At 56.1% G+C, this 14320-nt stretch carries 13 protein-coding genes; 7 read left to right on the top strand and 6 right to left on the bottom strand.

Annotated features, from left to right (window positions below):
• The first annotated feature begins 35 nt into the window (after positions 1-35).
• Positions 36-470: an ion channel gene (locus ACR0BK_RS02040; protein WP_480472907.1), complete on the top strand. Its 435-nt coding sequence runs from the start codon at positions 36-38 to the stop codon at positions 468-470.
• On the opposite strand, the gene cls is transcribed toward ACR0BK_RS02040, so the two are convergent.
• The 3 genes from cls to ACR0BK_RS02025 all read right to left on the bottom strand — a co-directional run bounded on the left by cls (position 467) and on the right by ACR0BK_RS02025 (position 4589).
• Complete coding sequence (gene cls / locus ACR0BK_RS02035) at positions 467-1879, bottom strand: cardiolipin synthase (RefSeq protein ID WP_480472905.1); 1413 nt, start codon at positions 1877-1879, stop codon at positions 467-469. The genes ACR0BK_RS02040 and cls overlap by 4 nt on opposite strands.
• A 24-nt stretch (positions 1880-1903) precedes the next feature.
• Positions 1904-2740 carry an HAD family hydrolase gene (locus ACR0BK_RS02030; protein ID WP_480553573.1) on the bottom strand — a complete coding sequence of 279 codons (837 nt, stop codon included), beginning with the start codon at positions 2738-2740 and terminating at the stop codon, positions 1904-1906.
• Between the two features lie 229 nt (positions 2741-2969).
• Positions 2970-4589 carry an arylsulfatase gene (locus ACR0BK_RS02025; protein WP_480553571.1) on the bottom strand — a complete coding sequence of 540 codons (1620 nt, stop codon included), beginning with the start codon at positions 4587-4589 and terminating at the stop codon, positions 2970-2972.
• Between the two features lie 206 nt (positions 4590-4795).
• On the opposite strand from ACR0BK_RS02025, the gene ACR0BK_RS02020 reads away from it, so the two are divergent.
• Positions 4796-5464 (top strand): Crp/Fnr family transcriptional regulator, encoded by a 669-nt coding sequence (locus ACR0BK_RS02020; protein ID WP_480553569.1) that lies wholly within the window; start codon positions 4796-4798, stop codon positions 5462-5464.
• A gap of 99 nt (positions 5465-5563) precedes the next feature.
• Here ACR0BK_RS02020 and ACR0BK_RS02015 read toward each other — a convergent pair whose 3' ends face one another.
• Positions 5564-6652, bottom strand: coding sequence for an AI-2E family transporter (locus tag ACR0BK_RS02015; RefSeq protein WP_480472897.1), 1089 nt, complete (start codon positions 6650-6652; stop codon positions 5564-5566).
• Between the two features lie 171 nt (positions 6653-6823).
• Here ACR0BK_RS02015 and ACR0BK_RS02010 point away from each other — a divergent pair, with 171 nt between their 5' ends.
• From ACR0BK_RS02010 to ACR0BK_RS02000, 3 genes are all read left to right on the top strand, one after another.
• Complete coding sequence (locus ACR0BK_RS02010) at positions 6824-7690, top strand: YihY/virulence factor BrkB family protein (RefSeq protein WP_480517114.1); 867 nt, start codon at positions 6824-6826, stop codon at positions 7688-7690.
• Positions 7687-9588, top strand: coding sequence for a multiheme c-type cytochrome (locus tag ACR0BK_RS02005; protein ID WP_480553567.1), 1902 nt, complete (start codon positions 7687-7689; stop codon positions 9586-9588). The genes ACR0BK_RS02010 and ACR0BK_RS02005 overlap by 4 nt, the downstream gene beginning before the upstream one ends.
• Before the next feature lie 87 nt (positions 9589-9675).
• Positions 9676-9867 (top strand): hypothetical protein, encoded by a 192-nt coding sequence (locus tag ACR0BK_RS02000; RefSeq protein ID WP_480472891.1) that lies wholly within the window; start codon positions 9676-9678, stop codon positions 9865-9867.
• A 2-nt stretch (positions 9868-9869) separates the two neighbouring features.
• Here ACR0BK_RS02000 and ACR0BK_RS01995 read toward each other — a convergent pair whose 3' ends face one another.
• Positions 9870-10586 carry an RlmE family RNA methyltransferase gene (locus ACR0BK_RS01995; RefSeq protein WP_480553565.1) on the bottom strand — a complete coding sequence of 239 codons (717 nt, stop codon included), beginning with the start codon at positions 10584-10586 and terminating at the stop codon, positions 9870-9872.
• The gene (locus ACR0BK_RS01990) at positions 10586-11698 is read right to left on the bottom strand and encodes a Ppx/GppA phosphatase family protein (RefSeq protein ID WP_480553563.1); all 1113 of its coding nucleotides are present in this window, start codon (positions 11696-11698) and stop codon (positions 10586-10588) included. The genes ACR0BK_RS01995 and ACR0BK_RS01990 overlap by 1 nt, the downstream gene beginning before the upstream one ends.
• 178 nt (positions 11699-11876) lie before the next feature.
• Here ACR0BK_RS01990 and ACR0BK_RS01985 point away from each other — a divergent pair, with 178 nt between their 5' ends.
• Together ACR0BK_RS01985 and ACR0BK_RS01980 are read left to right on the top strand one after the other, a co-directional pair.
• Entirely contained in the window at positions 11877-13763 is a 1887-nt protein-coding gene (locus tag ACR0BK_RS01985) for a PhoX family protein (RefSeq protein WP_480553561.1), read from the top strand.
• A gap of 249 nt (positions 13764-14012) precedes the next feature.
• Complete coding sequence (locus tag ACR0BK_RS01980) at positions 14013-14309, top strand: virulence factor (protein ID WP_480493114.1); 297 nt, start codon at positions 14013-14015, stop codon at positions 14307-14309.
• Positions 14310-14320 lie beyond the last annotated feature (11 nt).

The raw sequence follows: 14320 nt of genomic DNA, 5'->3' as shown, positions 1-14320 counted from the left end.
TGACAGTTCGTGGCCGAAAATCAGGGTGTAAATACATGACGTTGCTGCATCAGATCGTTTGGGGCAGTACCTTTCTGGGTATTTGCATCCTGATCGAGATTCTCTTTCTGACCTGGTGCACGATGTCCATAATCAAGATGGACAAAAAATGGGTCACACGCGGGGTGTTTGTGGCAACCGCGGGGCCGATTGCCGTTGCCTTGGGCTTCATTATCGCAACGCACACCATTCAGGTCTGGATCTGGGCTATCGTCTGGGTGTTGCTAAATGTTCTGCCGGACTGGAACTCGGCCATCTATTTCTCGTTGGTGACGTTTACGACGCTCGGATACGGCGACATCGTTTTGGGTGAAGGGCTGCGCATTTTCGGCTCGTTTGCTTCGGTCACCGGGCTGTTGGCGTTTGGATTGTCGACCGCGTATCTGGTCGCATTGATGACCCGCGTTTTTCAGGAGAAGTTCTTTTCCTAAAGGATCGGTGCAAACAACCGTGCCAGCGGCGCACCAAAGCGGATGTGGGCCGGTTGTTGACGCAATCTACGGGTCAATTCGAAACTGGTTTCGAAATCTTCTTGTAGCATCTGGTCGACGGCCTGTGCCGCCCGGGCATCAAAGAACAGCGCCATTGCTTCGAAGTTGAGGCGGAAGGATCGGTTGTCGAGGTTTGTTGTTCCAACAGCGGCCAGCGTATCGTCGACAACGAACGCCTTTTGATGCATGAACCCGCCGGTATAGCGGAATACGCGCACGCCACAGTCGCGGATTTCATCGAAATAGGCAAACGCGGCCAGCCATGGCAGGCGATGGTCGATCATGTCAGGAACAAGGATGCGCACATCCACACCGCGCATCGCGGCATGTTGCAGCGCTGTCATGACATCGATGTCGGGTACGAAGTAAGGCGACGCAATCCACAACCGTTCTTTTGCCTCGGCGATTGCTGCAAAAAACATCATGGCGCCAGTTTCGGTTTCGTCTCCGGGTCCGGTCGCGACCAGCAGGGCATTCATGTTCTGTTCGGATTCACTGCCCGCCCAGTCAAGTTCATCAATCAGGTCTTCGTTATGCGCCCAATGCCAATCTTCAGTGAAGATAAGCTGCAATTGCCGGACGACATGACCGGACATCATTATGTGAGTGTCGCGCCAATGACCGAAATGCGGATGTTTGCCCAGATATTCCTCGCCAACATTGTGGCCACCGATAAAGCCTGTCTCGCCATCGATAATGACAGTTTTACGATGGTTTCGGTAATTCAGCTGAAACCGGAAATTCGGGCCGCGTTGCTGACGCGGGTCGGCTACATCAATTCCGGCTTCACGCATGGTATCCAGATACGCGCGCGGCAATCCGTAACTGCCGACTGCATCGGTCATGAAACGGACGTGAACCCCACGTTTCGTCGCCTCGATCAGCTTGGATTGCAGTTTGCGGCCCAGTGCGTCGTCTCTGATGATGTAGAACTGAATGAGGATATAGTTCTTGGCCTTGTCGATGGCGTCGAAAATGGCGTCGAATGTGGCTTGCCCGTCAACCAGTAGCCGGGCACCGTTTCCGCTGGACACAGGAAGATGCGCCAGAAACTCGAACGGGCGCGGATTGATGGACATTGAGGAGGGATCGGGCCTTGAGTAATCGGCAAAGGTTTTGATCCCTTCAACAACCCGCTCACTTTTCTGGCGCGCGATGCGATATCCGTGAAAGCGATGGTGTCCCAGAAAAAGATACAACGGCACCGCTAGGAAAGGTGCTGAAACCAAAAAGACCACCCAACCAACGGCACCTTGCGGTGTCCGCGCGGTTTGTGCCGCTCGGATCGAAAACACAAATGCAGCCACGTACAAAGTGAATACAAAGATAGATACCAGCGCTGTCCACATGGGGTCTTACGTCTTTCGGGCCGTTTAGTTTGCCCCAGTGTAGATGCGTGACCAGTCTTGCGCCATATCGACAATGATCCATCCCTTGTCGGAACCCTGATCCAGCCCACCCGCAAGCTTTCCGATCGGGCTTTCGCGGTCATAAGCCCATTCGCGTTCGGCGTCCGTGTGGTGGATCAGAATTCCCAAACGCGGACCATCACCCGACGTTGTCCAATCCAGCATAGCGAAATCTCCGTCCGAGTTGCCTGTGGCCAGAATAGGGCGTCTGCCAATCGTGCGTTCGATATTGATCGGCTTGCCTTCCTTGTCGTCGATGAAGGCTAGCCCCGGTGCCTTGATGATCGTCGGGTTGCCGTCGATCACCTTATAGGTGCTGTCTGCATAGCTCCCCAATATCTGTTCCGGCGGGATACCATATGCATCCTCGGCAAAGACGCGCATGAAATGTATGCCGCCGCCGGATACGATGTAGGTCTTGAAACCTTCGTCACGTAAATAACGCAGCAACTCGACCATCGGCTGATAGGTCATCTGGTCATAACGAAGGCCGGTGCCCGGGTGGCGTTCGGTTTCCAGCCACTGCGCAACAGCTGCCTGAAAGTCTTCGACGCTGGTGCCAGAATGCGATGCGTTGACAACTTCGATCAGCGCCTCATGCCCGCCTTCAAGAACGGTCGCTAGATCACCCTTTGCAGCAGCTTCCAGAGCAGGAGTTGTCAGGATCGACGGGTCCCGCTTGGCCAGATCGGCCAGACGATCCATGGCGAAAAGGAACTGGAAATACACCGGCTGTTCGGCCCAAAGCGTTCCGTCATTGTCGAATACGGCGATCCGGTTATCCGGCGTCACGTAACGCATTGAGGCAGGGTCGGTTACATCGTCAACAAACGAAACGATTTTCGCTTTGGATTCTAGATTGTTCCATGAGGGCAAGGGGTCAGCGATGGCGACCGTCGCTCCTAGCACACTGCACAATATCAAAAATAGACGCACGGATTATTCCTCAATTTTCAACCGCTAATGAGAAGGGCCGGGGCCCCGGTATCGGGACTCCGGCTTTGCTGTGTCTTGGATCAAACAGTCAGGTTCACGGTGCGCCCGGAGGTGACGTCAACTTCTCCATCACCTTGTCGAGGCTGAAGCTCGCCGCTTCCTGTCGGGGTGGGTATTCCTTGAAGGTTTCAAGGAACTGCGCGACATAGGCCTGCGCAGGTACCAGCATGTAGGCACGGTCGAGCATCCAGTCATAGTAGGTGTTCGATGTGCGGTAGCCACGCTCGTACGGGTCGCGTCGCAGGTTGGTGATCAATGGCACGCGCAGAGGGGTCAGTGGCTCCATCCAGGCGCGCAAAGTTGCCCATGCCTTCTGTTCCAGGAAGGTGATTTTCCAATCACCGAAGCGCAGTGCCGCAAGGTCACCATCGTCCGTGAAATAGAAGATTTCCCTGCGCGGACTCTTGTCTGTTTCGCCGGTCAGCAACGGCAAGATGTTGTAGCCATCCAGATGCACGCGATAGTCGCGCCCGCCGCCAACTTCGGCCACGGTGACACCTTCCAGAAGATCTTCTTTCACGGTTTCGTTGCCAGCTGCAGCCAGAAATGTCGGTAACCAATCCATATGATGCACGATCTCGTTCGACACAGCACCTTCGGTAATCTTGCCGGGCCACCGAACCATGGCAGGTACGCGCCATGCGCCCTCCCATTGGGTATTCTTTTCACCCCAGAACGGGGTCATCGCGGCATCTGGCCAGGTATTCATGTGCGGACCATTGTCGGTCGAGTAAAACACGATGGTCTTGTCGGCGATGCCCAGCTCATCCAGCGCAGTCAGGAAGTCGCCAATATGCATATCATGTTCGATCATGCCAGCCGTATACTCATCTACCTGCTTGCCGACGATTTCATTGGCCTTTGCCCATTTCTCTTCGGAAACATGCGTGCGGAAATGCATCCGGGTGCCTGACCACCAGACGAACCACGGCGTGCCGCTTTCCTCTTGTTTGCGGATGAATTCAATCGCAGCCGCCGTGGTTTCATCGTCGACCGTTTCCATACGCTTCTTGGTCAGCGGGCCGGTATCCTCGATCTCACCACCCGCTGTCGACTTAATTACACCGCGCGGGCCAAAAGCTTGTCGGAAGGTTCTGCCATCGGGCAGAACAGCATCATTGGGATAGTCGATGTTTTCCGGCTCTTCCTCGGCGTTGAGATGGTAGAGGTTGCCAAAAAATTCGTCAAAACCGTGGTTTGTCGGCAGATGTTCATCCCGGTCGCCCAGGTGGTTTTTTCCGAACTGACCCGTGGCGTAGCCTTCCGCTTTCAGAAGGCCCGCAATGGTCGGGTCTTCGATCTGCATGCCTTCCTCAGCGCCCGGCAGGCCAACTTTGGACAGGCCCGTGCGGAAAACGGATTGCCCCATGATGAAAGATGATCGCCCAGCCGTGCACGACTGTTCACCGTAGTAATCCGTGAACATCATACCTTCTTCGGCGATACGGTCGATATTGGGTGTCTGATACCCCATCAACCCCCGCGTGTAGGCCGAGATGTTGGACTGACCAACATCGTCGCCCCAGATCACAAGGATATTCGGTTTCTGGTTCTGCGCCCAGGCGGGTATGGCCAGTGTCAACGTGGCGGTTACCACGGCAAGTCGGCGCAAGTTACTGCGCCAGGTGCCGGATAGCGAACGTGGAGGTAACATGGTTTGCTCCTGATCTGAGAGGATCTTGGCGACCCCAAAGGAAATAAATCACCCGGCGTTCAAATGCATGAACAACGCGGCAGCAAAGTGTTGATTCCCATATTGAAAATCTTTGGTAGCAGGAATCGAACACCATTAGCATAGGTTACTTCTTGCGTCGGAAACTCATCATATGATTATATCGCAAAGTACAAATGTGAGACAAAATGAATAATCTGAAGCTATTACGAAACACCGGATGGTTCAGTGAACGCTCGTCAGAGTTTCAGGCCGATTTGGCAGCCCTTGGCATACCGAAATCGGTAGAGGCGGGAGAGACGCTGTATCACTATGGTGATCCGGCAAATGGTATCTACGCGATTCTCAGCGGTGGTGTGCAGATAACGGCCCCAGCGGATGATGGTCAGGAGTTTGTGCTTCACCGCGACGGCGCTGGGTTCTGGATCGGCGATCTGGCTTTGTTTGCAGGTGCGCTGCGTCTGGTCAGTGTTATCACGACGCAAGCCACTCAAGCCTTGTTTTTCCCAAATTTAAGCATCTCGCGGTTGATTCAGAACAATCCTGACTACATCCGGGATTTCTATGCGTTGACGTATGAGAATATGCGGACCGCTTTGCGCATCATGGCAAATCTGGCTGTGACGGGAACGGAAAAGCGGCTGGTCTTGAGGTTGCTTCACTTGGACGAAGGGACCTCGAAAACCGATGGATGGATTGATGTTTCCCAGGACGATCTGGCGGCGATGATTGCTGTATCGCAACCGACTTTGCACAGGAACCTTCACCGGCTTGTGGATTTGGGGTTAATCGAACTGGGGTATGGCCGGGTTCGACTGCTGGATCGGGGCGCATTGATAGCCAGTTGTCAGACCTGAGGTTTCGGGTCGTGACACCGGTATGCGGTCCAACATACGCGGACAGGCTGGCGGCTGTGTACGGCACCCGACGAACTTAAGCCTACGCCACGCCGCAGTTCAGTTATTAGCACGCGCCTGACCGTCCTCCTCGCCCAATTGGCCGTCCAGAGACATCAGGATCGCGACCGGGCGTAAAGCAGGGATGTGGCTGAACACGATCAGAATACAGACCGTCAGTGGCACGCTCAGGAAAGCGCCGATCAGGCCCCAGACAGTTGTCCAGAATGTCAGCGCCAGAATGACAAGGAATGTCGACATGTTCAGCGAGCGGCCCAGCATGGCCGGATCAAGGAAGTTACCGATCAGGAATTGAAGGGTGCCGCACCCAAATAAGATGATCAGAAACGGAACGATCGTATCAAACTGAACAAGCGCGATCATGGCCGGAAAAAACACCGCTATGATCGACCCGATCGAAGGAATGAAGTTCAAAGCAAAGGTCAAAACGGCCCAGGTTTCCGCATATTCCAAACCAAGGGCCCTGAATACAAAATAACTGATGCCCGCTGTGATCAGGCTGATCAGGGTCTTAACCCCAACATATCGTTGCAGGCTGATCGATATGGCATCAAGCATGGTCGCAAAATCAGCGCCAGTTTGGGGGTCGCCAGCCGCAAGTTGAATTTTCTTGCGAAAGGCCAGACGCTCGGCCATCAGGAACGCGACATAGAGGCTGATCAGAAAGAACTGGTTCAGTAGAGACGTAGCGCTGCCCAGCAACAGGCGTGCGACATAGGTCATGTCGATGCTGACCAGATTGTCGCGGATGAAAGTGGTGACGTCGTTGCCGACAAGACCGGTTATGCGCTCAACCGCCCCGTCGAACTGGTTTTCGTACGTGCTGACGGACCGTGCAAACTGCGTTGCCTGACTGCCCAGCACGTACATGATCATGAACAAACCCGCCAGAACGATGGTCACACCAGCGATATTTGCCAGCCAGACTGGAGCGCGGGTTAGCGCGACGACGCGGTCGCTCAGCGCAATGATCAGAACGTTGACCAGCAGTGCCATGGCAAGCGGGATCAGGAAGTTCGCTCCCGCATAAAGCCCCAGCACCATCAGCGCCGCGATAATGCAGGTGTCGCGGACAACAGACAGTTTTAGCCTGGGGCGAGCCGTGAAATCTTCCTGATCCGGGATCATTCAGTATCCTGTTTATCTGTTCTTAAGCAGGCTAGTGATCGTCCCGCTTTGCCCAATCCTGCACCTGCATTCCGGTTTTAGCAATGCAGTCAGCGGTTTGCAGACCGGCTTTTGTCACTTTGATACCGATGACGGGTTCTGTGTTTTATTTCGGCGGGTTAGGGTTGCAGGATGACAAAACCCACGATTCCCCCATTTGGCCGCCCGCTTCAGGCGTTATGGCTGGCACTTCGCCGGTTCGTCAGGAAAAACGGACCTGTCATGAGCAGCCATGTCGCCATGTCGCTGATGATGGCCCTGTTTCCCTTTGTGTTGTTCACCGTGGCGCTGGCAGGGGCATTGTCGCAGGACTATGTTACCGATGAGCTGATTGATCTGCTGTTCGGGGCATGGCCCAGGGATGTTGCCGACCCGATCGTGGCCGAGCTGCGTGCGGTTCTGGCCGGGGCGGGGTCGGGTGTGATTACGCTGGGTGGTCTGCTTGCAATCTACTTTGCGTCCAACGGGGTTGCCGCAGTACGCGCTGCCATGAATCAGGCCTATCACGATCAGGACAGTTGGCCTTTTTGGAAAACCCGGCTTTTGTGTCTGGTTCTGGTTATCCTTGGCGGTTCGGCAATCCTTGTTATTGCAACGGTCGAGGTGGTCTTGCCAGTCTACACGAAACTGGTGGCAGAGCATACCGAAGCTCCGGTAGCGGACTGGCTGTCCGTAGATCGCCTGCGGTGGACGTTTACCGTGGCCGTTCCGGCAGGCACTGTCCTGCTGGCACATCTAATTCTGCCAACCCGCAGGCACAGCCTGACCCAGATCCTGCCCGGCGTCATACTGACATTGGTTTTGTGGGCAGCTGGCGGATGGGCATTTTCAGTCTATATCAGTCAGTTCGCCACCTACAGTGCCACATATGCGGGTTTGGCCGGGGCAATGGCTGCGCTGATTTTCCTGTATCTGTGTTCTGCGATGCTGATCCTTGGCGCTGAATACAACGGCGCATTGATCGACCTTCGGAACGCCGCTGAAGGAGATATGGCATGAGATTTGCCATTCTGGCGGCTTGTTTAACCCTCGCAAGTGAAGGGCAGGCGCAGTCACTGGAATATGTGGGCTCAGATCGGTGTTCAGACTGCCATCAGCACGAGGCCGAGGCATGGGCTTCGTCTCATCATGCCTTGGCCTGGACGGAAGTTGGCGACGGCCATCTGGTCGCCGATTTCGATGGAACCCGGTTCGTGCAGAACGGGATGACGGTTGAATTTACTAAACAGGCAGACAGGTTCACAGCTCGTGTAACGGAAAAAGACGGAGCGACGACGGCATATGATGTGCATTCCGTCGTTGGACTCGCACCTCTGCAACAATATCTGTTTGAAACCGAACCGGGGCGGTTGCAAAGCTTTGATGTGGTTTGGGATACCGAGCAGAAGCGCTGGTATCACTTATACCCCGATCAGGATCTGCCACCAGAAGACGGGCTGCACTGGACGGGCCCTTACAAGAACTGGAACGCGCGCTGCGCCGAATGTCACGCCACAGGGTTTGAAAAGAACTACGACGCGCAATCCAGAACATACTCTTCTCGACAGGCCGAGATTGGTGTTGGCTGCGAGGCCTGCCATGGACCGGGGTCAGCTCATATCGATTGGACCAAAGGGCAGAGCGTTACTGAGGGGCTGAGTGATACAGGCTTTTCGATGAGCTGGGGCAAAGGCCAGACCGAGGCTGAGATCCAGCAATGCGCCGGGTGTCATTCGCGGCGCGAGGCACATGGCAACGGAAACCCTTTGCCGGGAACCTCGTATCATGATGCCTATAACCTGGCTGTGTTGCGGCCCGGTTCGTATCATCCAGACGGGCAGATACTGGATGAGGTCTACGTTTACGGCTCATTCCTGCAATCCAAAATGTATGCCCGAGGGGTCGGGTGCATGAACTGCCACGAGCCACACAGTGCGCAGTTGAAGGCCGAAGGCAACGGTATTTGTACCCAATGTCATTCCACGGCCGGAAACCCTGATTTCCCGACGCTGGCGAAACAGGAATACGATACACCCAATCACCATCATCACGTTACGGATAGCGCGGGTGCCCAGTGCAAAAGCTGCCACATGATCGAACGTACATATATGGGCGTGGACGGTCGCCGGGATCACAGCTTTCGCGTGCCGCGACCGGATTTGGGATTGGGGTCTGATGCCTGCACTGATTGCCACCAGAATAAGGATCAGGTCTGGGCTGCCAGCCGGATAAAAGGCTGGTTTCCTGACACAGCCAATCGGGCCCCGCATTATGGCACGGTGTTCAAAGCTGCTGCCGATGGCCATTTGAACACGCCAGAGGGTTTGATTGCTGTCGCAACGGACCCCTCGCAACCCGCTATCGTGCGGGCAACAGCAGCGTATCTGCTGCAACCTTTTGGCTCGCTTGAGGTTGCCGCGTATACAGCGCCACTGTTGCAGGAAGGCGATCCGCTGATACGCGCAAATGCAGCAGCCTTGCAGCGTCAGGCGAGCGCTACGGATCGTGCTCAAAGGTTAGAACCCCTTTTGTCTGATCCGTTTCGCAACGTTCGCATTGCCGCCGCCAAGGAGTATCTGAGTATCCCTCCTCAAGCCCTGACACCTCAGCAACAGGATCTGACCGAGCAGGGGATGGCCGAATGGCAGGCGGCGATCTCGAACAGGCTGGATGCCCCGGAAACACATCTGGTTCTGGGGGGGATGGCCTTGACGCTGCGCAACGCCCCGGCTGCCGAACGGGCATTTCGTGAGGTTGTAGCGCTGGATCCTCAGCGCGCCGAAGCGTGGCCCATGGTGGTGCAGCTGGCACAGATCAATCGCGGCCCGGAAGCCGCACGTATCGCCCTGCGAGAAGCCTTGGGCAGGTTGCCCGATGACCCGGCCTTGCTGCAATTGCTGCAACAACTGGGGCCCTGATCCGGCACAGGTTTGCCCGATTTGTTCCAACTTCACGGCAAAATTTCACGCTAACAGCATTTCAGATTTGCTGTTTTGAGGTGATGTATGTCCGCTGATTCAACAAGACAGAAAGCAACCGGGACGAACCCCGCTACGCTGGCGCAGCGCATTGAAGAGCTGCGCAATCGCGAGCCTGTATATGTTTCGCACGGGGATACACTGATGTTGCAGGGTATGGCCGCGACGTCGCTGCGCGAACAACGGCTGACCGGGAACCGTATCCGATTGGAAGATTAAGTTCAGCCGCGAAACCCGGTTGCAACAACGAATTTTTCCGAACTGTCGGAACGGGATGCGGGCGGTTTCACATGCGCCACTTTCTGAAATTTCTGCTTCAGAAGTTTTTGCAATTCGCCCTCGGCACCGCCGGCAAGAACCTTGGCTACGAATGTGCCACCTTCTTCCAGCACGTCAAACGCGAAATGGGCCGCAGTTTCACACAGTGCGATGATCCGAAGATGGTCGGTCTGCTTGTGACCCGAGGACGCCGCTGCCATGTCCGACATCACCACATCCGCTTTGCCACCCAGCCAGTCCTTGACCTTTTGGTCGGCGTCATCCTCCATGAAGTCCAGCACATGAGTATCGGCACCCGCAACCGGTTCGATTTCCTGCAAGTCGATGCCCAGCACAGTTCCGATCCGTTTCCCTGACTTTTCGCCAAGCGCGTTTACGCGTTTGACTGCAACCTGGCACCAGCCACCGGGCGCGCACCCCAGATCAACAACCCGTGCTCCGGGTACGAGAAAGCGGAACTTGTCGTCTAGCTCCATGATCTTATACGCGGCCCGCCCCCGGTATCCTTCGGTCTGGGCGCGCTTCACATAGGGATCGTTCAGCTGTCGTTCGAGCCAGCGGGTCGAACTCAGCTTGCGACCACGTGCGGTTTTTACCTTTACCTTCAGGTCACGCTGACCGCGACCCGAGTTGTTTTTGCCAGTTGGTGTCTTCGCCATCAGAACGGTCCGTCTTCCAGTACCCCGTCCGCGCTCATCTGTGCATAAAGCAGGCCCTCGCGTAGCCCCCGATCTGCCACGGAAAGGCGATCAGTGGGCCAGCAGCGCAACAATGCCTGCAAAATGGCTGAGCCGGACATGATCAGGGCCTGCCGGTCTTCACCAATCCGAGGATCCCGGCGGCGCCCATGAGGGCCGAGTTCTAAATACCCGCGTATCACTTTGTCAATCTGATCACTGGTCATACGCAGCCCGTCAACCTTGGTCCGGTCATAGCGCTTCAGGCCAAGATGCGATGCAGCAACCGTTGTGACAGTTCCGCTGGTGCCGACGATCTGAAAACCTTCGCGGGTCTGTTCATCTTTGTAAGGTGCGAAATCGGCCAGGTTTTCTTCGAAAAACCAGCTCATCAATGCAAAGCGAGCGGCGTCGTTTTCGACGTCATTGAACTGATCCCGCAACGTGGCAACACCCAGCGGTACGCTGATCCAGTCTACAACTTTTGCAGCCGGAAAAGGGCTGTCGGCCGTGTGAAATCCGTTATGCAAACGCATAATCGCAGCCGGGCGGTCACGGCGTGGGACGGACGAGATGTCGATCCAGACCAGCTCGGTCGAACCGCCGCCAATATCGACAACCAACAGCTGTTCGGTCTTGGTGGACACCAGCGGGGCGCAGGAAATCACCGCCAAACGTGCTTCTTCTTCGGGTTGGATGATTTCAAGCGTCAGCCCGGTTTCGCGTTTGACCTGTCGGATGAATTCGCGGGAATTCTTGGCGCGGCGGCAGGCCTCGGTTGCGATCAGACGCATCCGTTTTACTTTGTTCCGCTTCAGCTTTTGTTGACAGATTCGCAGCGCCTGAACGGTGCGTGCCATCGACGCCCGCGACAGACGTCCGGTGCGTTCCAGACCCGCGCCCAGCTGCACGGACTTGGAGAAGCTGTCAACCACATGAAACCCGCTGCCCTTGGGCTGGGCTATCAACATGCGGCAACTATTTGTTCCCAAATCCAGAGCCGCATACAGGGCATCCGGATCGGGTCTTGCCGGCGCGGGGCTTTCTACCGCTTTCGGGAACGCGCCCGCACCTTTGGGACGCTTGGGCGCCATCGTAACGCCCTCCGATTTTCGAGTTGATTTGACCCTAGGCGGGGCGTCGTCGACGTGCAAGCGATTTCCATTTCAAATTTGGCTTGGATGTCACACGCCGTTCATACTGAGGTGCGATTTGATCTTTGATCCCGGTTGAGGGATTCTTGATCGCAATCAGCCGCAGACGGAGCCTGCCATGAAAGATAAACGTGTCCTGACCTTTGACGAATTCGATGAAATGGTGAACCCGCGCCCAGAGGAATGTGAGTTTGACCGCGTCGTTGAACGTGCCCTGTCACGTCGTGGATTTCTGGGCGGCGTATTGGCGGTGGGAAGTTTCACGGCTTTGGGCGGGTCGCTGCTTCCGACTGGTGCGCGCGCAGCCTCCGATCGTTTTGCGTTCGAGGCGATTCCGGCGTCAACTGCCGATGACGTCATCGTGCCGCCGGGCTACAAGGCCGAGGTGATGGTGCGCTGGGGCGACCCGCTTTGGTCTGATGTGCCCGAATTTGATCCGGCCACCCGTGGAACCGCTGCCAGCCAAGAGCGCGCATTTGGTGATAACACCGACGGTCAGGATGTGTTTTTGCACGAGGGTCACGTTCTACTGGTCGTGAACAACGAATACACCAATCGCGATATCCTTTGGGGCAACAACCCGGACGCCAAAGCCGCCTCGGATGACGATGTCGCCAAAGGCATGATGGCGCATGGTGTGACGGTGGTCGAGATTGCGGTTACCGACGGCAAATGGGGCATCGTCAAGGATAGCTCGTATAACCGCCGCATCACGCCGCAGACAGACATGTCATTGACGGGGCCTGCCGCTGGCCATGATCTGCTGAAAACTGCCGCCGATCCGACAGGCACCATCTGTAAAGGCACCTGGAACAACTGTGGTAATGGCATGACCCCATGGGGGACGTATTTGGCCTGTGAAGAGAATTTCAATGGTTACTTCTCGACTGAGGACGAAAACCATGAGGTCAGCGCCGAACTTCAGCGCTACGGCGTTTCGTCCAAGGACTGGGGATACGGATGGGCCGGAATTGACGAGCGTTTCGACGTCTCGAAAAACCCTAACGAGCCGAACCGCGCAGGCTATGTTGTCGAAATCAATCCGACCGAGCCAACCTCGACCCCTCGTAAGCTGACCGCGCTCGGTCGGTTCAAGCACGAAAACGCCGAGGCCATTGTGAACAATGACGGTCGTGTCGTTGTCTACATGGGTGATGATGAACGGGGCGAGTTCCTGTACCGCTTTGTCTCGGAAGGTTTTTATGCCGCTGGGGTGGACACGCATGCGCTGCTTGAGAACGGTACGTTGTCGGTTGCAAAGTTCAACGACGACGGGACTGGTGAGTGGCTGGACCTGACCCCCGAAACAACTGGTATGACGTCGCAGGCCGAAATCTGCATCCATACGCGGCAAGCAGCATCGGCTGTTGGCGCGACCACCATGGACCGCCCGGAATGGGTTGCGGCCAACCCGAACGCGCCCGAGGTCTATTGCTGCCTGACCAACAACAAGAACCGCAGTGTGAAACCGAATGCCGGTGGCGACGACACTTCGGTCAACGGGCCGAATCCGCGCGAGGCGAACAAATACGGTCAGATCGTGCGCTGGCGCCCTGAAGGCGGAGACCATGGCGCATCGGGTTTCGAATGGGACCTGTATGTACTGGCCGGAAACCCGACCGTGCATCAGGATGCGTATGGCGGTTCGGACAATGTCAACGCCGACAACATGTTCAACTCGCCCGACGGTCTGAAGTTTGACAGCAACGGCCTGCTGTGGATCCAGACCGACGGCAAATACAGCAACGAGGGCGACTTCGAAGGGCAGGGGAACAACCAGATGCTGGCAGGCGACCCGGTTACCGGTGAAATCCGTCGTTTTCTGGTTGGCCCGAACGAGTGTGAGATCACTGGGCTCAGCTGGTCGCCGGATCGCCGCACCATGTTTGTTGGTATTCAACACCCCGGTGAAGACGGTAATAGCCACTGGCCCGACGGTGGTAACTCGGTTCCACGTTCAGCCATCATTGCGGTTACTCGTGAAGACGGTGGGTTGGTCGGTTAACCTTGGCAAGACGCGTTGAAACAAGCCTCGGGCGGGTCATGCCGTCCGGGGTTTTTTGTTCATTATGCAATGCTCTCATAGTGACAATGAGAATTTTGGTATGCGTTTTTGCCGCGAGACGGGTTAAAACCCCGCCACGCCACCGTGGGCGAAAACGTCGCTTGAAAAGCGCCGGGTGTCGAAAACCGACCGACCAATCCCCACATTGAAGTTTAGAACCGGCCCATCGGGTTAGGAGGAATCACAGTAATGCCTGACGTCACCATCGTGTACTGGCGCGACATTCCCGCTCAGGTCATCGTCGGCAAAGGCCGTCGCGGCGCGAAGCGGCAACTGGAAGAACGGTTCGAGCAAGCCATCGACCGCGCCGCCATGAAGGTAAACGCAAAGGACAGTGATGCCTATCTGGCTGAATGGCGCAAGGCCGAGCCTTTTGTGGTTGATGGCGACCCGGCAGAAGTAGCCGAGGCCGAGGCCCTGCGTCTGGAAAAGGAATACGATCAGGACCGCATTAAAGCGCTGATCGCAAATGACGGTTGGGCATAAGCCCGGATCTT

The sequence above is a fragment of the Ruegeria sp. AF1 genome (assembly GCF_056542125.1).
Note: the sequence above shows the minus strand (reverse complement) of the source record. Positions and strands in the feature narration are given on the sequence as shown.

What these genes read in the sequence shown, in the direction of transcription:
- ACR0BK_RS02030 (WP_480553573.1), bottom strand. Translation starts at nt 2,740, where the DNA reads ATGCGTTACGTGACGCCGGATAACCGGATCGCCGTATTCGACAATGAC.
- ACR0BK_RS02005 (WP_480553567.1), top strand. Translation starts at nt 7,687, where the DNA reads ATGAGATTTGCCATTCTGGCGGCTTGTTTAACCCTCGCAAGTGAAGGG.
- ACR0BK_RS02000 (WP_480472891.1), top strand. Translation starts at nt 9,676, where the DNA reads ATGTCCGCTGATTCAACAAGACAGAAAGCAACCGGGACGAACCCCGCT.
- ACR0BK_RS02010 (WP_480517114.1), top strand. Translation starts at nt 6,824, where the DNA reads ATGACAAAACCCACGATTCCCCCATTTGGCCGCCCGCTTCAGGCGTTA.
- ACR0BK_RS01990 (WP_480553563.1), bottom strand. Translation starts at nt 11,698, where the DNA reads ATGGCGCCCAAGCGTCCCAAAGGTGCGGGCGCGTTCCCGAAAGCGGTA.
- ACR0BK_RS01980 (WP_480493114.1), top strand. Translation starts at nt 14,013, where the DNA reads ATGCCTGACGTCACCATCGTGTACTGGCGCGACATTCCCGCTCAGGTC.
- cls (WP_480472905.1), bottom strand. Translation starts at nt 1,879, where the DNA reads ATGTGGACAGCGCTGGTATCTATCTTTGTATTCACTTTGTACGTGGCT.
- ACR0BK_RS02040 (WP_480472907.1), top strand. Translation starts at nt 36, where the DNA reads ATGACGTTGCTGCATCAGATCGTTTGGGGCAGTACCTTTCTGGGTATT.
- ACR0BK_RS02015 (WP_480472897.1), bottom strand. Translation starts at nt 6,652, where the DNA reads ATGATCCCGGATCAGGAAGATTTCACGGCTCGCCCCAGGCTAAAACTG.
- ACR0BK_RS01995 (WP_480553565.1), bottom strand. Translation starts at nt 10,586, where the DNA reads ATGGCGAAGACACCAACTGGCAAAAACAACTCGGGTCGCGGTCAGCGT.
- ACR0BK_RS02025 (WP_480553571.1), bottom strand. Translation starts at nt 4,589, where the DNA reads ATGTTACCTCCACGTTCGCTATCCGGCACCTGGCGCAGTAACTTGCGC.
- ACR0BK_RS02020 (WP_480553569.1), top strand. Translation starts at nt 4,796, where the DNA reads ATGAATAATCTGAAGCTATTACGAAACACCGGATGGTTCAGTGAACGC.
- ACR0BK_RS01985 (WP_480553561.1), top strand. Translation starts at nt 11,877, where the DNA reads ATGAAAGATAAACGTGTCCTGACCTTTGACGAATTCGATGAAATGGTG.